Source organism: Meridianimaribacter flavus, assembly GCF_004366715.1.
Classification (GTDB): Bacteria; Bacteroidota; Bacteroidia; order Flavobacteriales; family Flavobacteriaceae; genus Gaetbulibacter_B; species Gaetbulibacter_B jejuensis.
The window spans coordinates 117,147-140,040 of sequence record NZ_SOQZ01000004.1 but is presented as its reverse complement, the minus strand read 5'-3'; the positions used below and the strand labels follow the sequence as shown (position 1 = coordinate 140,040).

At 35.1% G+C, this 22,894-nt stretch carries 10 protein-coding genes; all 10 read left to right on the top strand.

Going from position 1 to position 22,894, the window contains the following annotated elements:
* Positions 1 to 7 precede the first annotated feature (7 nt).
* The 10 genes from A8975_RS09660 to A8975_RS09615 all read left to right on the top strand — a co-directional run bounded on the left by A8975_RS09660 (position 8) and on the right by A8975_RS09615 (position 22,876).
* The gene (locus tag A8975_RS09660; RefSeq protein WP_134200138.1) at positions 8 to 1,486 is read left to right on the top strand and encodes a RagB/SusD family nutrient uptake outer membrane protein; all 1,479 of its coding nucleotides are present in this window, start codon (positions 8 to 10) and stop codon (positions 1,484 to 1,486) included.
* 11 nt (positions 1,487 to 1,497) lie between these two features.
* Positions 1,498 to 3,606, top strand: coding sequence for a PKD domain-containing protein (locus tag A8975_RS09655; RefSeq protein WP_134200136.1), 2,109 nt, complete (start codon positions 1,498 to 1,500; stop codon positions 3,604 to 3,606).
* 11 nt (positions 3,607 to 3,617) lie between these two features.
* The gene (locus tag A8975_RS09650) at positions 3,618 to 5,249 is read left to right on the top strand and encodes a glycoside hydrolase family 16 protein (RefSeq protein WP_134200134.1); all 1,632 of its coding nucleotides are present in this window, start codon (positions 3,618 to 3,620) and stop codon (positions 5,247 to 5,249) included.
* A 3-nt stretch (positions 5,250 to 5,252) separates the two neighbouring features.
* The gene (gene bglX / locus A8975_RS09645; protein WP_134200132.1) at positions 5,253 to 7,556 is read left to right on the top strand and encodes a beta-glucosidase BglX; all 2,304 of its coding nucleotides are present in this window, start codon (positions 5,253 to 5,255) and stop codon (positions 7,554 to 7,556) included.
* Complete coding sequence (locus A8975_RS09640) at positions 7,553 to 8,317, top strand: family 16 glycosylhydrolase (protein WP_134200130.1); 765 nt, start codon at positions 7,553 to 7,555, stop codon at positions 8,315 to 8,317. The genes bglX and A8975_RS09640 overlap by 4 nt, the downstream gene beginning before the upstream one ends.
* Before the next feature lie 149 nt (positions 8,318 to 8,466).
* Complete coding sequence (locus A8975_RS09635) at positions 8,467 to 8,916, top strand: hypothetical protein (RefSeq protein ID WP_129760681.1); 450 nt, start codon at positions 8,467 to 8,469, stop codon at positions 8,914 to 8,916.
* A gap of 279 nt (positions 8,917 to 9,195) precedes the next feature.
* Positions 9,196 to 10,500, top strand: coding sequence for a hypothetical protein (locus A8975_RS09630; protein WP_134200128.1), 1,305 nt, complete (start codon positions 9,196 to 9,198; stop codon positions 10,498 to 10,500).
* Positions 10,501 to 10,631: 131 nt separating this feature from the next.
* Positions 10,632 to 12,095, top strand: coding sequence for a gliding motility-associated C-terminal domain-containing protein (locus tag A8975_RS09625; protein ID WP_134200126.1), 1,464 nt, complete (start codon positions 10,632 to 10,634; stop codon positions 12,093 to 12,095).
* A 1-nt stretch (position 12,096) separates the two neighbouring features.
* Positions 12,097 to 14,586 (top strand): type IX secretion system membrane protein PorP/SprF, encoded by a 2,490-nt coding sequence (locus tag A8975_RS09620; RefSeq protein ID WP_134200124.1) that lies wholly within the window; start codon positions 12,097 to 12,099, stop codon positions 14,584 to 14,586.
* Between the two features lie 70 nt (positions 14,587 to 14,656).
* Complete coding sequence (locus A8975_RS09615) at positions 14,657 to 22,876, top strand: T9SS type B sorting domain-containing protein (RefSeq protein ID WP_134200122.1); 8,220 nt, start codon at positions 14,657 to 14,659, stop codon at positions 22,874 to 22,876.
* The last annotated feature ends 18 nt before the right edge of the window (positions 22,877 to 22,894 follow it).

The window sequence follows — 22,894 nt, the reverse complement described above, 5'->3', positions numbered from 1 at the left end:
GATTAAAATGAAAACATACTTAAGAAAAATTAAAAAACTGTCACTTTTAATCGTTATGGGTTTAGCCATTAATGCTTGTGGTGACGACTATTTAGAAGATGTATCAACATATAACATAGATTCTGAAAACTATTTCAATTCAGAAGACGATTATTACAATGCCTTAATAGCAGTTTACGATATACTTCAATCTACCTATGCTAATGTTATTTTAGGAGAAATAGCTTCTAATAATACTTTATGTGGAGGAGAGAGTGCTACTGACGTTGTTGGGTGGCAACAAATTGACGATATGATTCATACACCAGTAAACAGTAACCTAAGAGATATATGGAACTGGATGTATGCAGGTGTAAATCGTGCAAATTATATTCTAGAATTTCAAGATAAAACCGATTTTGAAGGTAGAGAAACAATAATTGCTGAAGCAAGATTTTTAAGAGCTTATTTCAATTTTGAATTAGTAAAATGGTTTGGTCCCATTCCAATTAAGGAATCAAGATTTCAATTAGGTGATGAAACTACAATACCAAGGTCACCAGTTGAAGATGTCTATGCACTTATTGAAACCGATTTAATCTACGCAGTAAATAATCTTACTTACACTGCACCACAAACAGGAAGAGCAACTAAAGGTTCAGCACAAGCATTATTAGGAAAAGTGTATTTATATCAAGATAAGTTTCCAGAAGCAGCAAATGTATTAGACCTTTTAATCATGGATGGACCGTATGATTTGGTTACCGACTATGATACCATTTTTGAGATGGAAGGCGAAAACGGAATTGAGTCAGTGTTTGAAGTTCAATATACTGATGTTGAAGGAGCAGGATTCGATTGTTTACAGTGTAGCGAAGGTAATGTAGCAGTTGGTTTTAGCGGAGTAAGAAACTATAGTGGCCCACTGTTTACACCTGGATTTAGCTTTAATGTTCCTGTTCAAGAAGCCGTTGACGAGTTTGAAGATGGTGACTTAAGAAAAGACGTTGCAATTTTAGATATCCAAGCATGGGCAGATGAAACAGGGGCTACTTATGGTACAGGTTATGAGCATACAGGCTATTTCAACAGAAAGTATTTACCTAGAACTAGAAGTACAGAAGCAGCAGGAGATTTAAACCTAACAAACCCTAATAATTACAGGGCAATTCGTTTTGCTGATGTGTTATTAATGGCTGCTGAAGCTTTTAACAGAGGAAATATCAATGATACTAAAGCTCAAAATTTCCTAAACAGAGTAAGACAAAGAGCCTTTGGTGATACAGAGCATAATGTTACAGCAACAGGAGACGCTTTAACACAAGCTATTTATCATGAAAGACGCGTAGAGTTAATAGGTGAAGGTCATCACTTCTTTGATTTGGTAAGAACAGGAAGAGGTACTGAAATACCAGGATTTACAGCTAATAAGAACGAATTATTTCCTATTCCATTACAAGAGATTCAATTCTCAAACGGAAATTGGGAACAAAACCCAGGATACTAAAATATAAGACTATGAAAATTTTAAAGTACACACTTGGCTTATCGCTCATTGTCCTTACATTATTTGGATGTACTAGTGATGATGATAATACAGATTTTGTCAATCAAATTGAAGCACCAACAAATGTTTCGGCATCTGTAAGAGTAACACAAGACAACACAGGATTAGTTACCATAACACCTTTAGCAGAAGGTGTAACAACCTTTAACATTGGTTTTGGTGATAATTCAGAACCTTCAGGAGTTATCCTACCAGGAGGAAGTGTAGACCATGTTTACGAAGAAGGAACTTACGAAGCAACAATAACTGCTAACGGACTTAATGGCTTATCAACTACTATCACACAACAAATTGTAGTGTCATTTCAAGCTCCAGAGATTTTAGAAGTTATTATAGAAAACGATCCAGCATTATCAAAAACAGTTAACGTAACTGTTACTGCAGATTATGCAATGTTTTATGAAGTTGATTTTGGAGAAGATGATTCAACTGAGCCATCTTCAGCCAATATAGGTGAAACTATTTCTTACACTTACCAAGAAGCTGGTATTTATACCATTACTATTGAAGCAATGGGAGCAGCTATTGAAACAACTACATATTCAGAAGACTTTGAAGTTACAGCTATTTTACAACCATTAGCATCGGCACCAACACCACCTTCAAGAGCTGAAGAAGATGTAATATCAATATTTAGTAGTGTTTATAATGATGTTCCAGATACTAACTATTTTCCAGATTGGGGACAAGGAGGTCAAGGTAGTGGTTGGGCCATGTTTGATTTAGGAGGAGACCAAATGCTACAATATGTAAATTTAAGCTATCAAGGTATTGCCTTAGCCGATGGAACTTCGGTAGACGTTTCTAACATGGAATCTCTTCATTTAGATGTTTGGACTGCTGATGCAGTGACTGATATTGAAGTATCACTAATTAATAACGCATCAGGTACAGTTACAGAAGCTCCAGTAACAGTAGCATTAAATGCTAATAGCTGGACAAGTATTGAAATTCCTATTTCAGATTATATCGATCAAGGATTAACAGTAACGGAAATTTTTCAACTAAAATTTGTAGGCGAACCATGGGCTGCTGGAACAGTGTTTATTGATAATATTTATTTCTGGAAAACACCATCAGCAACACCAACAGGTGTTTTAGGAACTTGGAAGTTATCTACTGCTCCAGGATCATTAGGAGTTGGTCCAGCACCTGGAGATACTAGCTGGTGGAACTGTGATGCAGCTTGCGTAACTGATAGAGCTTGTTACTTTGACGATGAGTATATTTTTAATGCTGATGGAACTTTTAGTAATGTTCTTGGTGCTGATACTTGGGTTGAAGGTTGGCAAGGTGGAGGAGATGCATGTGGAGCTCCAGTAGCACCTCATGATGGATCTAATCCTGCAACTTTTGTTTACAACGATATAGATGGTACAATAACATTAAATGGAGTAGGAGCTTATATTGGAGTGCCTAAAGCCAATAACTCTGGTGAATTGAGTAATCCAGCTGATGCACCAGCATCTATTACTTATAGTGTAGAGCTTTCTAATTTCGACACTGAAATGACAGTATCTATTGAAGCTGGAGCAGGAGTATTCTGGCAATTTCATTTAGTAAAAGAATCAGAGCCAGTATCTCCATTAACAGGAACATGGCAAGTCGCTCAGGAAGCAGGAGCTTTAGGAGTTGGTCCAGCACCTGGAGATACTAGCTGGTGGAATTGTGATGCTGCTTGTGTAACTGATAGAGCTTGTTACTATGACGATCAATACGTTTTTGGAGCTGATGGATCGTTCAGTAATGTTCTTGGAGCAGATACTTGGGTTGAAGGTTGGCAAGGTGGAGGAGATGCATGTGGAGCTCCAGTAGCACCTCATGATGGATCTAACCCAGCAACTTATACATATGATGAAGGAGCAGGAACCGTAACACTAAATGGTATAGGTGCTTTTATAGGAGTGCCTAAAGCAAATAATTCAGGTGAGTTAAGCGATCCAGCAGATGCGCCATCATCAATTACATATAGTGTAACGTTTATTGACAGTAATACAATTAATGTTTCTATTGAAGCTGGAGCTGGAGTTTTCTGGCAGTATAAGCTTGTAAAAATTTAAAAAATAAGACTATGAAGAAATTAAGATATATTTTCGCTTCACTTTTGGCAATAGCTTTTGTAGCTACTTCTTGTCAAGATGATGATGCAAGTTTTGGAGATATAGTAGCTCCATCAAATATTGTTGTAACTACCGAAATTGTAGGGCAGGATGCCGATAATCCTTATGGTGATGGGAGTGGTGTAGTTAATTTTAAAGCTACAGCAGATAATGCTATCAACTTTAAGTTTGTTTACGGTTCGGTTGCTGCAAACTCACCAATTGGAGAGGTAGCAATGAATTTTTCTAACTTAGGCATTAATACCTATGACATTGTTGTTATAGCTTATGGTGCTGGCGGAACATCAAGTTCTACATTAGTTACTGTAGAAGTTTTAGCAACTTATGCGCCACCTGAAGATTTATTAGAACTGCTAGTAGGTGATGGCTCTAAAACTTGGAGAATGAAATCTGAACAACCAGGACATTTTGGCTTGGGTCCAGTAGGAGGACAAATTCCAGCGGAATGGTATGGAGCTGCAGCTAATGAAAAAGTTGGAGTAGGAATGTATGACGATCGTTTTATATTTAATGCAGATGGAACTTTCACTCACATTACTAATAATACTAATGATGATCCTACAAACGATCCAACAGGAACCATTTTTGGTCGTGATGGTCTTGTAAGTGAATTAGGAAGTGGTACAGGAACAATTAATGGAGCTGATGTTGAAAACTTCCTTTATAATGATTATTCTGAGACTTGGACGCTTATTGCTCCTGGAGGGCAAGAAACCTTAAGCTTATCAGGATTAGCATTTATAAGCTATTACTGTGGTGGTAACCATAATTATCAAATTGTAGATCGCTCTGTTCCAAATGAAATTTTATTAAAAACTACTGATGGAAATGGAGAGTTCGATTGGTGGTTCATTATTACTTCAGAAGAAGAAGGAGCAGGACAAGATCCTTTCGAAACGGACTTTGATAATTTAGTTTGGGAAGATGCTTTTGATGTTAATGGAGCTCCTGATGCTACAAAATGGACCTATGATTTAGGTGCTGGTGGCTGGGGAAATGGTGAATCCCAAACTTACACAAACGCATCTGATAACGTTATTGTTGAAGACGGTTTGCTAAAAATAACTGCAAAAGCCGATGGAGGAAGTTATACTTCTGCTAGATTAAAAACTGAAAACTTATATGAGTTTACTTATGGTAGAGTTGAAGTAAGAGCAAAACTACCTGCTTCACAAGGGACTTGGCCAGCAATATGGATGTTAGGAGAAGATTACCAAACTAATACATGGCCAGCATGTGGTGAAATAGATATTATGGAACAAACAGGACAAGACAAAAATGTAGTTCTAGGAACTGTTCATCATCCTGCAGTATCTCCTGGAGCTGGAGATTCTTCTAGTACAAGTGCGCCAACTTCAACAACAGAATTTCATAATTATACTGTTGAGTGGAGAACAGACGAAATTATTTTCTTAGTTGATGATACTGTCTTCCATACTGTGAGTAATAATGCAGGTTTACCTTTCAACAGTGATTTCTTTTTGATTTTAAACGTTGCAATGGGAGGAACTTTAGGAGGAACAATTGATCCTGCATTTACCGAAGATACTATGGAAGTTGATTATGTAAGAGTATACCAGTAAGAAATGAAAGACTATATAAAAACGTATCTGCAGCTCGTCTGTATAGGACTATTATTGGTTTCATGCAACCAAACTGATGAGAAAAAATTGGCAATAAATACTGTCAATACTAATCTTAATACTACCATCGAGTCTAAAGTAGATAGCCTTTTAGCTATAATGACTTTAGAAGAGAAAATTGGGCAAATGAACCAGTACAATGGGTTTTGGGATGTTACTGGTCCAGTGCCTGAAAATGGTGATGCCGCAAAAAAATACGATGATTTAAGAAAAGGGTTAGTAGGTTCAATGCTTAATGTAAGAGGCGTAAAAGATGTGAGAGCTGTTCAAAAAATAGCCGTTGAAGAAACACGTTTAGGTATTCCGTTAATTATTGGGTTTGATGTTATTCATGGTTATAAAACGATTAGCCCTATTCCATTAGCTGAGTCAGCTAGTTGGGATTTAGAAGCCATAAAAAAATCAGCAGAAGTTGCAGCTGAAGAAGCTGCAGCTGCTGGTATAAACTGGACATTTGCTCCAATGGTTGATATCTCAAGAGATGCACGTTGGGGAAGAGTAATGGAAGGATCTGGAGAAGATACCTATTTATCTAGTAAAATAGCTGTAGCACGTGTAAAAGGGTTTCAAGGAGAAGATCTTTCAGCTCATAATACTATTGCGGCTTGTGCAAAGCATTTTGCTGGTTATGGTTTTGCCGAATCAGGTAGAGACTATAATACTGTAGATGTTGGTACTTCAACACTTTACAATACTATTTTCCCACCATTTCAAGCAGCAAATGAAGCAGGTGTAAGAACCTTTATGAATTCTTTTAACGAGCTTAATGGTGTGCCAGCAACAGGTAATAAATATTTACAAAGAGAAATTCTTAAACATCAATGGGGTTTTTCAGGTTTTGTAGTGTCAGATTGGGGATCAATTGCAGAAATGATTGCACATGGTCATGCTAAGGATGGTGCTCATGCTACAGAATTAGCGGTTAATGCAGGTTCTGATATGGATATGGAATCAAACCTTTATGTTAATGAGTTGGTCACTTTAGTAAAAGAAGGTAAAGTAGACGAGCAATTTATCACTGATGCTGCAAGAAGAATTTTAAGAGTAAAATTTGAATTAGGATTGTTTGATGACCCTTATAAATACTGCAACGAAGAGCGAGAGCAAAGCGTAACAGGTAGTAAGGAAATTCAAGATGCAGTGTTGGATATGGCTAAAAAATCTATAGTGTTATTAAAAAATGAAAACAATGTTTTGCCTTTAAAAAAGGAAGGACAAAAAATAGCAGTTATAGGAGCTTTAGCTAATGATAAAACAAGTCCGTTGGGTAGTTGGAGAATTGGAGCTGATGACGGAACAGCAGTTTCAGTTTTAGAAGGATTAAAAGCATATTCTGGAAATCAAGTTACCTATGCTAAAGGAGCAGATTTGGTATATGGACAAACTGTTTTTGCACGAGAATTAGATATTAATGTATCTGATAAAAGTGGGTTTGCCGAAGCTAAACAAGTTGCTAAACAAGCAGATGTTGTTATTATGGTATTAGGAGAGCATGGGTTTCAAAGTGGAGAAGGAAGAAGTAGAGCAGATATTGATTTACCTGGAGTTCAGCAAGAATTACTTGAAGAGGTTTATAAAGTAAATAAAAACATTGTTTTAGTGCTTAATAATGGAAGACCGTTAAGCATTAATTGGGCTGATGAGCATATACCAGCAATTGTTGAAGCGTGGCATTTAGGAACACAAAGTGGTAATGCTATTGCACAAGTGTTGTATGGAGATTATAACCCAAGTGGTAAATTACCAATGACTTTTCCAAGAAGCGTAGGTCAATTACCATTATACTACAACAGTAAAAGTACAGGACGACCAAATATGCCTTCACCAGGCGAGGTATTTTGGTCTCATTATACAGATGTAAGCAATACACCATTATATCCTTTTGGATATGGTTTGAGCTACACTACGTTTAATTATACCAATTTAAAGGTTAACGTAGTTTCTAACAACACAGTTGAGGTAAGTGTTAAACTGACTAATACTGGTAAACTAAAAGGTAAAGAAGTAGTGCAATTATATATGCAAGACTTATTTGCAAGTGTTACACGACCAGTAAAAGAGTTAAAGGGTTTTGAATTAGTCGAGCTAAACCCTAACGAGTCAAAAACAATTAACTTTAAATTGTCTAAAAATGAGTTAGGGTTTTATTCCAACGAAGGAAAATTTTTACTTGAACCAGGAGACTTTAAAGTGTATGTTGGAGGAAGTTCAAATACAACATTAGAAGCTAAATTTACATTAGAATGAGAAATAGTTTTTTAATAGCATTATTGTGTATTGCTTTTACATCTTGTGACAAAGCATCAAAAAAAGAATTAATTTTTGAAGAAGACTTTACAGGAAGTTCATTAAACGAATCATTTTGGAATTATGAATTAGGAGATGGCTGCCCTAACCTCTGTGGTTGGGGCAATAATGAACGACAGACTTATACCAAACACAATGTTTCAGTAAAAGATGGTTTGTTATATATTAAAGCAACAAAAGATAGTACGCTTTACGAGTCAGGAAGAATTACTACAGCAAAAAAGATTGAATTTCAATACGGAACAGTTAAAGTTAGAGCAAAGTTGCCACAAGGACAAGGTATTTGGCCTGCAATTTGGATGTTAGGCTCTGATATTGGTGACAAAGGTTGGCCAGCATGTGGAGAAATTGATATTATGGAATATGTTGGTAAAGTACCACATGAAGTACACACAACATTACATACTCCTGATAGTTATGGTCAATCTAAAAACACTAAAATTACAACAAACGATAAAATAGAAGAAGGCTTTCATATCTATAAATGTAATTGGACTAAAGATTTTATTGAGTTTTTTATTGATGATACTTTGGTTTACACTTTTAATCCAGAAGTTAAAAACGATAAAACATGGCCTTTTGATAAACCGTTTTATATTATATTAAACATGGCTATTGGAGGTAATTTTGGAGGTCCAGAAGTAGATGATTCAATTTTTCCTCAAGAGTTTATTGTAGATTATGTAAAGGTTTATAAATAAGATGGTTTAATCATAAAATGTCTTCTAAAGTCCTATTTGTTAATTTTTTACAAATTTTTTTTCGTAAATTTCTTAAAAAATCGACAAAACGCTTGTTTTTTTCGTTTAATTACATAAATTTGCGATATTGAACCCCTTAAATCTAAACTATGAAAACTAAATTTACTATACTTATGATGGTTTTTTTCCTAGCTATGAGTAACGGATTTGCTCAAAAAAAGGATGAGGCTCAAAATATTATAAGCGGTAAAGTTTCAATAACTAAGTATCATGATCGTGAAGATTTAGAAAAGATGCAAAAAGGAGAGTTGTTGGATTTGTATACCGAACGTATAGAAGTCATTGTTAACATTCTCCCTAATATTGCTTTTGCAACGAAGCCTGGTATTACAATGACGTCTTTAGGAATTCCAGACACTAAGGATAATAGAAAAGCATTAGAGGATAATAAAAACGCCTCAAAAATTTACTTTGATAGTACAATTGAATTTCAAAAAAAGGTGTTGCCTTATTCAGATAAATCAAATTTAATTGCAGCTATTCTTTTTTATGAGCAAACACTAAAATCGCTACATACTTATAACGAATTTAATAACTAAACAATTTGGTATTGTTTTTATCAAAACCTCAACCTAATAAGTTGAGGTTTTTTTATTTGTAATCTTTTATTTTTCTGATAAATAGGAGTTTTCTTGTTAATTAGTATTTCTTCTTCATTAAAAAATAGTCAAATTATCTTAATTTTTGTAGGAATAAACTGTCTTTTATATTAAAAAAATGTATTTTACCGATATTATTTGTATTTCATAGGAAAAGTTAATATGTTTGGTCTAATAGTATAAAAATGAACCCCAAACCTAATTACAAATTTACCTACTATGAAAAACTCTACTCAAATTTTATGTGTATTACTTTTTGTTGTTGGCAACATTTTTGCCCAACAGGAAAAGGGAATAATAGGAGCAAATAACTGGTTGAATAATTGGACAGAGTTTAAACCAAATCATACTGATTATGGTGAGCCAACACAAATTTTAACCGGAAACATCACAAAAGATACAAAGCTTAATAAAAGAGATGTTTACCTTTTATTAGGAAGTGTTTTTGTTACTGATAGTACTACACTTACAATTGAACCAGGTACAGTAATACTTGGAGATTTTGATACTAATGGGTCACTTACCATTAGTAAAGGCAGTAAAATTATTGCTGAAGGGACTCAAACCGATCCAATTGTTTTCACTTCAAACAGAAGCGTAAAAAAACAAGGAGATTGGGGAGGTGTTTTTGTATTGGGAGATGCACCAATTAATAAATATGGAAATGGTTCTTCAGTTGAATACGGATTAAGACCTTCATCTTATGAAAATATTAGTTATGGTGGTGACAATACTGAAAGCAATTCAGGTATTTTAAAATATGTAAGAATTGAATTTGCTGGTAAAAGAACTAAAGACTTTGGTTATTTTAACGCACTTACTTTAGCAGGAGTTGGAAACCAAACCATTATTGAAAATGTTATGGTAAGCTATTGCGAAGGAAACTCTTTCAATATTCTTGGAGGAGAAGTAAACTTAAATAAGATGATTTCATATAGAACAAGTAGTAATGACTATGAGTTTAATTATGGAACATTATGTAATATTTCAAATTCTCTAGCAATTAGATCTCCTTATATTTCAGGAGCTGATGGTTCAATATGTATGCACATTGCATCTTATGATAAAAAAGATGAAGTAGATTTTACTAAACCTGGAACTTTTGTTAATGCTGAAAACTTAACATTAGTAAACATTAGTGATAATTTAGAAGCTGATATAAAAGTTGGTTTGGTAAAAGAAGCACTTTATATTGATCAAGATGCGTCATTGAGAATGAACAAAAGTGTAATTTCTGGATTTAACCCAGCGGTTATTTTAGATGACAATATCAAAGTAAATAGTGAAAATCTCAAAAAGATAAGATTTAGTGAAATGTATTTCAACAACTGCAACGGAAACATTTTTACTAAAAATAACTCCAATAACGAAGACTTAGAGAATTGGTACGGAAACAGTGTATTTTTTAATGTGTATTCTAAAGGAGACGACTCTGAAACATTTATTGATGCAACAAGCACGAGACGTCCTGATTACAGATTACGAATTAACAAAATTATTGCTTCTAACGCCTACGAAGACTAATAGATAGATTCATGTAATTTTTTAAACACTCTATTCATAATGAATTGCGTGTTCTTTTTGATTAATCAATTAAGAAGCTCTTTTAAGAGTTAACATTGAGAATAAAAAAGGGAATTAAAAAACAGAACTGAATGCAAAAAACTACCATCCTTAAAGCCCTATTTTTCGGAATTTGTTTGTTGGCTTTTCTTTCAACAGAAAAATCAAACGCTCAAATAGTTATTGGTACGCCAAATTTAGGATTCAGTCAAGCATGCGCAAGTGAGTCGTTCAATACGTATAACACAACATTTGTATTTTCACCAGAATCTGCTTTGAGCGCTTCAAACCAATTTATCATTGAAATGTCTGACGCTGATGGAAGCTTTTCAGATCCAACAATTGTATTTACATCAAATGCAGGAGAAGTTACAACTTCACCAGCTACATTAAGCTTTTCTTTACCTGAAACAACTTCAGGTGAAGGTTACAGAATAAGAATTAAAAGTACTGCTCCTGTAGCTACTAGCTCTGGCTCAGCAACTTTTGCGGCTTATTATAAAGCACAGGATAGTCCGTTTACTATTAATAATTTAGTGTCTACAGGAGCGTATTGTACTGGAGGTAGTTATTTGTTGACTATTGATAATCCAGGAACAGGTTCAAATGATTCTCCTTTAAACTATCCATCACTTACATTTAATTGGTATAAAGAAACTGGTCCAACAACTTCAGTATTTGTAGCTCAAGGAAACACTCTAGAGGTTACTGAAGAAGGAACTTATTTTGTTGAAACTAATTATGGTACTTGTACCTCTAATTCATTTTCAAATAGAGTTACTATTAGTGAGGCAACTTCAGGAGAAGCTAATGCATCAATAGTTTCTAGTTTAGGAAATCCGTTTTGTCCAGATCAAGGAATGACAACATTAAGCACTATTGGCGGAAATAGTTACCAATGGTATAAGGATGGAAATATAATTCCAGATGCTACAGAGCAAATGTATCAAACAAACGAATCTGGAGTGTTTTCTGTTCAAGTAGATTTAGGAAGTTGTGAAGCTTCAGGTTCCATAGATTTAGTGAGTGAAAGCTTTACAAGCACTATTGATGTTCCTGAAGAAAATACTATGGAAGAAGGCGAAACCTTATGGGTGAGTTTAACAACAACAGCTATTGATCCAGAATTTCAATGGTATTTCAACAACAATTTAATAGCAGGAGCAACCGAAGACTCCTATCAAGCAACAGCTTATGGAGATTATAGAGTTGTTATTTCTCAAACTTCAGGTTGTATTGTGTCTAGCGAATTTCTGTTTTCAATTTCTGCACCAATAGAGCAATTTCCTGATGTAGCAAACATACCTAATCTTATTAGTCCCAATGGAGATGGTGTTAATGATACTTGGGTAATACCACCACAATATGTTAGTGGTACAAATACCGAAGTTATTATTATGACAAACCAAGGAAAAGTAGTGTTACAAACTAATGATTACCAAAACAATTGGCCTGAAAATCAATTGGATTTTAAAAACATAAATCCAGTTTACTATTATATCATCACAATCCCTAATCAAAAACCCAAAAAAGGTTCAATAACAGTAGTAAAATGAAATGAAACTTTTTGTACTAGTAATAGCGTTATTTATCTGTTCTACACAGATGTCCTACTCTCAAGAAGATGATGGAGTAGTTGCTCTTGCGCTACCAGTACGAAACTCTTTAAAGTTCAACAGATATGTTATTAATCCAACATTTAGCTTTGTTAGAGAACAAAATAAATACATAAGTTTAACTAATAAAAGAGAATGGGTTCAGTTTGAAGACGCGCCACAAACCTACTTGGTGAGTTTTTCAGGAAGGTTTAAAGAAAATATTGGTATTGGCGTAGGTGTATTTCAACAAAACTACGGAGTACTAACTACTTTTGGTGGACTTGCTAACTTTGCCTATAACGTTAGGCTCAATACGGATAATAACCTAACATTTGGTCTTAACGTTGGAGCTTATAAAAGTGGAGTTAACGATGGAAATGTAGTTACTAATTTTCCAGACCCTTCGTTAGACAATATTCCTTCAAACTTTATGCTTACCGTTAATCCTGGAATAAACTATGGAACAGCATTTTTAGACTTTGGGATATCAATAAACAACTTAGTCTTATATAATCTCAATAGTTCTCAACTTATAGAAGATAATCCCGAACAAGCTATTCAAGCACATATGATGTATACAGGTTATATGGATAGTCGTGGTTTTTTTGATGAAAGTAAGTTTACAGGTTTATTACGTTCAGAATTTAAAAAAGATAAAACAGTTATTTCTGGTATAGCTATGGTAATGGTGCCTAAAGGTATTTGGGCACAAGTTGGTTATAACACTCTGTATGGTGGTTCAGCAGGTTTAGGACTTAATATCACGAATCAAATTTCAATTGAATACAACTTTGAAAAAGCGCTTGGTGATTTAACAGATTTTGGTCCATCACATGAAATTACACTAGCCTACAAATTTAAGAACAACACAAACTTTGATTATAGTAGCGAAGATGAAGTAAGTGCTTTAATTTCTCCAACAAGAAAAATAAAGCCTGCTGTTAAACTATCTAAAGCAGAAGCAACCGAACGTAAATTGAAAGCCGAAGCAGAGGAACAAGCACGACAAGAGGCGGAAGCTAAGGCTAAAGCAGCAGCTGATGCAAAAGCTCAAGCCGAAGCACAACAAAAGGCTGAAGAGGAAGCTAGAGCCAAAGCAGCAGCAGAAGAGCAAGCACGACAAGAAGCTGAAGCTAAGGCCAAAGCAGAGGCTGAGGCAAAAGCTCAAGCCGAAGCACAACAAAAAGCTGAAGAGGAAGCAAGAGCCAAAGCAGCAGCAGAAGAACAAGCACGACAAGAGGCGGAAGCTAAGGCTAAAGCAGCAACAGAGGCAAAAGCCCAAGCCGAAGCACAACAAAAAGCTGAAGAGGAAGCTAGAGCCAAAGCAGCAGAAGAAGAGCAAGCACGACAAGAGGCGGAAGCTAAGGCTAAAGCTGAAGCTGATGCAAAAGCCCAAGTCGAAGCACAACAAAAGGCTGAAGAGGAGGCAAGAGCCAAAGCAGCAGCAGAAGAACAAGCACGACAAGAAGCAGAAGCTAAGGCTAAAGCAGAGGCTGAGGCAAAAGCTCAGCAGGAATTAGAAGAAAGTCAAGAGGATGAAGTGGTTGATGAAGAGAAAGATACACCGCCAGAAGCAACTGATAATCTTGGTAAGTCTATGAACGAAATATCTGAGTCTACCGAAGCGTCTAAGAAAGAGCAAGAAGCTTTATTAAAGAAGTTTTTAGATGCTATTGATGTAAAAGACCAAGACCTTAAAGACTTAAAAGAGGAAAACGATTTAAGTGAAAAAGGTATTTATATGGAACCTAAACCATTTAAGAGTATTACAGCTGAAAATGCTGCTCTTGAAGCAATAAGAACAGATTTAGATAATGCGATTAAAACGACTAGTGATAAAATCAACGAATTAGAATCTTTATACAATCAAAGACAACAAATAGAAACCGTAGCAATGGATGAAGTGTACTTATACTATCAAAAAGCACTTAAATCTTTAAAAGCCGAACAAGCGGCTGCTATTAAAGCTAAATCTGATTTAGAAAGTAGGTTGGAAGATATAAACTTAGCAACTGACTTTGAAAGAAAACGAAGAATTAAACGCGCACTTTATGATAATGAAGAAGATAGATATGCTCAAGATAAAGCGAGGTTAAATAGCATTAAGCAAAACACACCACTTAGTATTAGTCCAATTCCTGAAGAAGAGTTTGATTTTGGAGAAGAATTAAGTGGCAATATCCAAATTCTTAAGAATGTTCAAAATGTAGAAAATGGATATTATTTGGTAGTTGCAGTACATACTGATGTAGAAAAGAGGGATGATTTCTTAGCTAAAGCAGTAGCTTCAGGTGAGAAGAATATTAATTTCTTCTACGATGTTAAGACAAGTAAGTATTACATCTATTACGAAAGTTTTGAAAGCATTCAAGCTGCAAATGCAGCACTGGAAGCTAAAGAAAGTAAACCATATAAAGCAAAAGCATCACTCTTGAAAATAGAAAACTAATAAAATAATAGGCCAATTCTAGGTTCAATTATGCCCCTTTTTGAACTCAGAATTAAAAAAATTGAATACCATGAAAAAACCTACTTTTTCTAAACTAGCAACCTTAGTTTCATTATTGTTTTTAGGCCTACAATGTTATGCCCAAAACTACGAGCCTTTTACACCAAGATTCAATGAAGATTTAAAAGGTGATATTGTGCTTATAGGTAACAATATTCTTGGACCAAATAATAATGCGTTTAATAATAACTCGGTGTATAACCACAATGTTAATATGACTTATATTGATATTGATGGAGATCCAACAACGTTTTCTTCTTCGAGTGCTGATTTAGAAATTCCTAACCCAAACTGTTACCAAATTATTTATGCTGGTTTATATTGGGGAGCAGTAAATCCTGGTGACGAACCAATTACAAATGTTAAGTTAAGAGGTCCTGTTGGAGGTTATAATGATATTACTGGTACAGTAATTTATGATGCAAATGGTAGTTCGGTTGATGGAGGAGACAGCTTTTCTTATGCTTGTTTTGCTGATGTAACTAGTATTGTAACAAGTTTTGGAACTGGTGTTGATTTGGGAACTTATACTGTAGCAAACGTGTCATCAGCTGAGGGAGAATCGTCTGATTATAGTCCATATAATGGAACTGGAGAATCTGCTGGATGGTCACTTTTTGTTGTGTATGAAGACCCAACACTACCTGGTAAATCAATTACCAGTTTTGACGGTTTTAGTGCAATTAGTGTTGCAGGAGGTAATCCAAATCTTGATATTCCTGTTAGTGGATTTAGAACTATTCCAGCACCTGCTCCTGTAAGAGCAAATTTTGCTTTTGCAACTTTAGAAGGAGATAAGCCTATTTTAGGAGACCGTTTGTTACTTAATGGTGTGCCATTATCTACTGCAGATAGACCAGTGGGTAACTTTTTTAATAGTTCTGTAACGCAACTAGATGCAACACCTGTAAATAACAGAGTTCCTAATAGTACCAATACATTAGGATTTGACACAGGTGTAATGACTGTTCCTAATCCTGGAAATACAGTAATTGCTAATGATGCTACATCTGCAGTAATTAGGTTAGAAACAAGTGGTGACACTTATTTTCCTTACTTTTTCGCATTTGCAGTAGAAATTATTGAGCCACATATTGTACTTACAAAAATTGTAGAGGACAACTCAGGAAACAACATTGGAGGGCAAACTGTTGGTTTAGGAGCGTCCTTAAATTATGTTATCGGTTTTCAAAATACAGGAAATGATAATGCTACAAATTTTCAAATAAGAGATATTCTTCCGGTAAATATTATTTTCAATTACCCAGAGGATTTGGTTTTACCTCCAGGAGTTACAGTTGTAAGTTACGATCCTACTACTCGAGAAATTATATTTGATATTGAAGACTATCTAGTTGAAGAAAATGATCCAGTTTACGAAATTAGAATTGAAGTTCAAGTTGTAGATACTTGTAATGAGTTGGCTGATGCGTGTTCAAACATTGTAAGTAATCAAGCTTTTGCTTCTTACAGTGGGTTTTTTAATCCTAATTTCACAATTACAGATGACCCAAGTTTAAGTAGTAATACAGGATGTTTAATTACTCCTCAAGCCACAAACTTTTTAGCAGATTTAGATTGTACGTTTACACAAAACATAGTGTTATGTGGCGATAGTGTTGAACTTACAGCAGCTGATGGTTATGATTCGTACTCTTGGTCAACAAGTCCAACAGGAACTCCTGTAATAGGCACTACACAAACCATTACAGTTACAAACACAGGTACGTATTATTCTTTTAATACTGCATTAGCACCTTGTCAATCTATTGAGCAAGAATATGTTGTTGGGCTTTATGGAGGTAATAACTTAACGAACCCTGTTATTCCTTATGCTGATGAGGTGGTGACTTGTCCAAACGATGGAAAATTATTACCAAATATATTTTTATGTGGAGCAAATGATTTTAGAGAAATTGAAACTGATATTGCTGGAGCCACTTCAATAATTTGGGAACAATTAGATGAATCGAGTTGTGCTCCTGTAACTGATGACGATTGCGCTAACGAAAACGATGCTTGTACTTGGAATCAAGTAGCAACAGGTTCGGACTTTACAGCAAACACAGCAGGTCAATTTAGGTTAACTATTAATTATGAAGGTGGTTGTTTTGTACAATTCTATTTCAATGTATATCAAAATCTTTTAAGTCCTTCAGTAATTGCTACTGATATTATTTGTACAACACCAGGAAGTATTACGGTTTTAGATGTGCCAAATGGTTATGAGTATAGTTTAGATGATGTAAATTATCAAACAAGCAATGTATTTTCAGTAACAACTCCTGGACTTTATACTGTATATATTAGACAAATTGGAGTGTCAACAAACCCATGTGTGTTTACTGTACCAGATGTTCAAATTTTAGAACGTGATTTTACGGTTTCAACTTTAGTAACACAACCCTTGTGTCATGGTGATTTAGGAAGTGTACACTTAGCTGCTAATGATGTTGATCCTCAATACTTTTTTTCAATATATAATGGAGGAACATTAGTAAATAGTGTAGGTCCTATTACCGAAAATAACTATACGTTTGCAAATTTAAACCCAGGAACCTACACGGTTAATATTGAAACTGAAGATGGTTGTTTTCATACTGAAGATATAGAAATTATCGAGCCACCATTATTAACTGTTACTGCAGCAGTAACCGTACCTTTAACATGTAGTGATGGAGAAATTACTATTTATCCAGAAGGTGGAACAGCTCCATATTTTTATTTTATAAATAGTACAACAGATTTCCAAACTGTACCTGAATTTGTAGTGACTTCACCAGGAGTTTATGATATTTTAGTAATAGATTCTAATAACTGTTCAGCAGAAACAACTATTACTGTAGATGCTATTCCTGCTCCAGATTTTACCATTGCAACAACAGATATTTCTTGCTCAGGTTCGTCAAATGGAACAATTACCATAAATGTGACCAATACTAATGGTAACAGTTTACAATACAGTATTGATGGAGGAACGACTTTTTCTAATTCATCAGTGTTTTCAGGACTTTCAGAAGGAGATTATGATGTAGTCGTTCAATATACGGTAGGAACTTCGGTTTGTTTAACTGATCCTCAAACGGTAACAATTACTTCAGCAGACGCTATTGATGGTACAGCAGAATTATCAGCACCTTATACTTGTACAACAAACGGAACAATTACAGTTACAGGAGTTACAGGCGGAACACCACCTTATACTTATAGTATTGATGGTGTTAATTTTCAGTCAGGTAATACTTTTAGCGGATTAACTAGTGGAACGTATACTGTAACTATTCAAGATGCAAGTGGATGTACTTTTATTACTAATACAATTACAATTGATGCGTTGAATCCTCCAACAGATTTAACCTTTAGTCATACACCATTAACTTGTCCAACAAATGAATCAGCTGTTACTATTTCAAGTGTAACAGGTGGAACAGGAACTTTAGAATATCAAATTACTGCTCCAGCTTCTTATGCAACATCTTACCAAACGTCAAATGTATTTTCAGGTTTAGCTCCAGGAACATATACATTTCAAGTAAGAGACGAAAATGACTGTGAATATTCAGAATCTTATACTATAGATCCTTTGCCAGTAGTTTCGGTAAATACAGTTTTAGTTGAAGGTCTTGATTGTACAGCAACACCTGATGCTGTAATTGAAGGGACAATATCAAGTGGAGTAGCTCCATTTACTTATGCAGTATCTATTGATGGTGGAGCGTTTAGTAATTTAGGAGCAACAGGAACAACATTTACCTATACAACTGCAACTCCAGGAGCTTATCAATTTGAAATTACTGATGCTAATGGATGTACAGCTCAATCTGTAATTCATACTGTAGCACCAATTGTTCCTCCTGCAATAAGTGCTGTGGTTCAAACTCAGCCTATTTTATGTCATGGAGATACTAATGGAGCAATTGATATTACAATTGATCCTTCAGTAGGAACGCCTCCTTTTACAATAAATGTATTTAATGATACAACTGCTACAGATTATGGTACGCAAACTTCAGGATTAGAAGCAGGAACTTACACTATTACTATTACTGATGCTAATTCTTGTACAGGCACTGAAACCATTACTATAAATGAGCCTGATGCAATTGTAGTAAATTATCATACCATTGATATTACGTGTACAGCAGGAGGAGTGTCTCAAGGTTCTATTATTATTGATAGCGTTGTAGGTGGTACAGCTCCTTACAATTACTTTGTAACAGGAACTAATGGTTATTCAAATTCTGAATTGAATGCTACAGGGTCAACTTCGGTAAGTTTTGATGTGGTTGATTTTGGTTTATATGAAATTAATGTAGTCGATGCTAATGGTTGTTCGGTTTTACATCAAGATGTATTAGTTGCGTCTCCACCTACAGATTTAGATATTGTAATTAGTACTTCGGTAGATTGTGCATTAGGAGGAGAAGCAGTAGTAAGTATTGGTTCTAGTTTACCAAGTCTTGGTCCATTCTTTTTTAGTATTTACCAAGGACCTACTTCGGTATATCCTAATCCTGCAGGAACGTGGATTCCTGAAGATTCACCAGGAAGTCAATCAGCTACATTTACTGGATTAACACCTGGAGTTACCTATACTTTTATTGTATATGATGCCTCTACTATGTGTAGTTATTATGAACCTGCAACAGCGCCTATACCTACAAATTCAACCTTGTCAATAAGTGCTGAGAGTTTTAATAATATAACTTGTACAGGAAGTGACGATGGTAATGTATCGTTTACTGTAAACAGTATTTATGGGACTGATGTAACAGTAGATTATACAATATTTGATGCCATATCACAACAAAATACAGGAATAACAGGTTCTGGAACAGTTACAGCAGGAGGTTCGCTAAATGTTACAAACTTAGGGCCTTTACCATTTGGAAACTACTATGTGTTAATTACTGAAACTTCAGGAGTCAATGCAGGCTGTAGTGTGGTAACTGCTCCTTTTAATATTACTGAATCTGCAATTCCATTAAGTTTAACTACTTCAGTAGATCAAAACGCTAACTGTAACCCAAGTTCAGGTGTTATTAGTGCTATTGGTCATGATGGAACAGCGCCTTATCAATATCAAATTACAACAACAGCAACTGCTCCAGCAGCTAACGATCCTTCATGGAGTTCAGCAAGTACATTTAATATGGATGCAGGAAGTTACTATGTACATGTTATTGATGCTTATGGTTGTGTAGTAACAAGTCCTGTTGTTGTGTTACCTATGGATTCTTCTCCTGTAATTACAGCAACATTAAGTGATCAATGTGCAACAGAAGAAGGTAATTTTGAAATAGAAGTAGCACTAACAACTGCAGGAATTGCTCCTTATAGTTATAGTATTAATGGAGGTGCATTTCAAACACTAACAGCTCCATTTACAATTTCAAATTTATACTCAGGAACACATACTGTTGAAATAAATGATGCCAATGGTTGTGGAAACTTAGTTTCAGTAACAATTGCGCCACCTTTAGGATTAACGCCAACTGTAAATACGGTTCCTACCTGTAATAATGATGATGGTGAAATTACAATGTCAGTATCAGGAGGTTCAGGTTCTTATATTTATTCCATAAGCCCTAATCCTGCTTCTGTGAGTATTGCTGGAGATGTAATTTCAGGACTCCCTTTTGGAGTTTATATAGTAACAGTAACTGATACAGTTACCTCTTGTACTGAAGAAGTTACAGTATCGTTACCTGAAGCAATAGCACCTACATTTACAACAACGCCAACTGCTGTAACCTGTTTTGGAGATACTTCAGGAAGTTTTGATATTAATGTTAGTGGATATTCAGGAACATATACTTATGAAGTGTTTGATAGCGTTGGAACTTCAGTAACTGGAGCAGTTAATGCTAATACAGCTACAAACCCATTAACTGTAACAGGAATGACTGCAGGAACTTTCACTGTTGTTATCACAGAAAGTGAAAGTCCGTTTTGTAGTGCCACTGAGAGTGTGATTATTTCTTCACCTTCAGAAGCGTTAACACTAACAGTTTCAGAAACCTCAAATGTAACTTGTGACGATAACCTAGGTACTATTACTGCTATCGCTACTGGTGGATGGGGAAGTTATGAGTATGAACTAACAGGAGCAGCAACAATTGCCTATTCTCCAAACGGAATGTTTGAAAACCTTTCTGCAGGTACGTATACAGTAAATGTAATGGATGCAGGAGGTTGTATAGCTTCTGAAACTATTACACTAGAAGTACCAACACCTATTAATGCAACGTTTACGCCAAGTACAACAGTATTGTCTTGTTTTGGTGATCAAAACGCTACAATAACAGTAACAAATGTTACTGGTGGTCAAGGAAGTGATTACACATATACTTTAAACACTATTTTACCAACTCCAAGTTCATCAGGACCACAAACGTCTAATGTGTTTTCAAATTTAGGAGCTGGTACATATTCAGTAGTTATAAATGATGGATATAATTGTGAAATGACTTCGCTAGATATAGTGATTGATGAACCAACACCTATACAAGCTAGTTTGGTGACAGCTAGTACTCAAACTTGTTTAATAGAGTCAACATTAACATTAAGTGCTACAGGAGGAACAGGAACATACAGCTACAGTAACGATAGTACTTTTACCACAATTTTAGGAACGTTTACAACCTCTACAACATTTTCAGTTCCAGTAGGAACATATCAATATTATGTAATGGATGCCAATGGTTGTGTAGCCAATGTATCTAATGAAATTACAATTGACCCTCTTCTAGATTTAGAAATCGACTTGTATTCTAACAATCCAACTATAAATTGTGCTGGAGATAATACAGGATCTATTATTGCAACTGCTCAAGGAGGTTTAGGAAACTATGTGTACACGTTAGAAGATACTTCAGGTAACCCAATTTCTGCAACTCAAAATACACCAGGAATGTTTACCGAACTTGTTGCAGGTACATATGTAGTTAGTGTTGAAAGTGGCGATTGTAGTACAGTTTCTGCACCAATAACAATTACTGAACCATCTCAAATGTTAGACGCGACGTTTACAGTGACCGATGTAACATGTACAGGAGCAAATGATGGTGTTTTAGAAATAACAGCTACAGGAGGAACAGGAGTTATCATGTATGCGATTTCGCCTCAACTTAATCAGTTTTTTGAAACGAATATTTTTGATGATTTAGCTCCTGGAACTTATGATGTTATTGTGCAAGATGAGTTAGGTTGTTATTTAACTTACAATTTCACCATTGAAGAGCCAGTACCTGTAATTATTAGTATTGTTCCAGATTCTATGTTCCCTGAACTATGTGAAGGTGATGCTAATGGAGAATTCAGTATTGAAATTTCAGGTGGTACAGCGCCTTACAGTGTGAGTTTAGATGATTATGATGGTCCATATACTACAGGAACGCCAAGTCAAACAGAATTTGATTTTACTGATTTAAATGGAGGCGACCATATTGTTTTTGTAAGAGATAGTCAAGGTTGCGAATCTGAATGGAATATTACTTTCCCTGAAGCTATAAGTTTTGAACCAGCAGTAGAAGTTGAATATGCGTGTGTGGATAATGCCTCTTCAAATAGTGTTATTGTTACAGTTACAGGAGATGTTGATCCTGCTGATTTGGACTATTCATTAAACAATGGACCATACCAAACAAGCAACATCTTTGTAGATGTACCTTCAGGTATTGGTAATTATGTAGATGTAAGACACACTAATGGATGTATTCAAACTACTGAACTTTTCGATATTGAAAGCTATGAGCCATTAACTCTGGTTTTAAATCAAGGAGAAATAAATGAAATAATAGCTGTGGCTTCTGGAGGGACAGGAGATTATCAATTCTCACTTAATGATGAAGATTATGGTGATGTTAATACGTTTGTCATTATGGAAACTGGTGAATACACAGTAGTTGTAACTGATAGTAGTGGATGTACTGCAACGGCTACTATAGTTATGGAGTATATAGATATATGTATTCCAAATTACTTTACACCAAATGGAGATGGAGTTACCGATTATTGGGCTCCAGGATGTACTCAAAATTATCCTAATCTAGAGTTCGACATTTTTGATCGCTATGGTCGTAAAGTAGGTACCTATAGACAAGGACAATATTGGGATGGTAGGTATAATAATACCGAGTTACCAACTGGAGATTATTGGTATGTGGTTAGGTTAAATAGTTCAGTAGATGATAGAGATTTTGTAGGACACTTTACACTTTACAGATAATAGTTAAGGTCTAAATGG

What these genes read in the sequence shown, in the direction of transcription:
- A8975_RS09660 (WP_134200138.1), top strand. Translation starts at nt 8, where the DNA reads ATGAAAACATACTTAAGAAAAATTAAAAAACTGTCACTTTTAATCGTT.
- A8975_RS09655 (WP_134200136.1), top strand. Translation starts at nt 1,498, where the DNA reads ATGAAAATTTTAAAGTACACACTTGGCTTATCGCTCATTGTCCTTACA.
- A8975_RS09650 (WP_134200134.1), top strand. Translation starts at nt 3,618, where the DNA reads ATGAAGAAATTAAGATATATTTTCGCTTCACTTTTGGCAATAGCTTTT.
- bglX (WP_134200132.1), top strand. Translation starts at nt 5,253, where the DNA reads ATGAAAGACTATATAAAAACGTATCTGCAGCTCGTCTGTATAGGACTA.
- A8975_RS09640 (WP_134200130.1), top strand. Translation starts at nt 7,553, where the DNA reads ATGAGAAATAGTTTTTTAATAGCATTATTGTGTATTGCTTTTACATCT.
- A8975_RS09635 (WP_129760681.1), top strand. Translation starts at nt 8,467, where the DNA reads ATGAAAACTAAATTTACTATACTTATGATGGTTTTTTTCCTAGCTATG.
- A8975_RS09630 (WP_134200128.1), top strand. Translation starts at nt 9,196, where the DNA reads ATGAAAAACTCTACTCAAATTTTATGTGTATTACTTTTTGTTGTTGGC.
- A8975_RS09625 (WP_134200126.1), top strand. Translation starts at nt 10,632, where the DNA reads ATGCAAAAAACTACCATCCTTAAAGCCCTATTTTTCGGAATTTGTTTG.
- A8975_RS09620 (WP_134200124.1), top strand. Translation starts at nt 12,097, where the DNA reads ATGAAACTTTTTGTACTAGTAATAGCGTTATTTATCTGTTCTACACAG.
- A8975_RS09615 (WP_134200122.1), top strand. Translation starts at nt 14,657, where the DNA reads ATGAAAAAACCTACTTTTTCTAAACTAGCAACCTTAGTTTCATTATTG.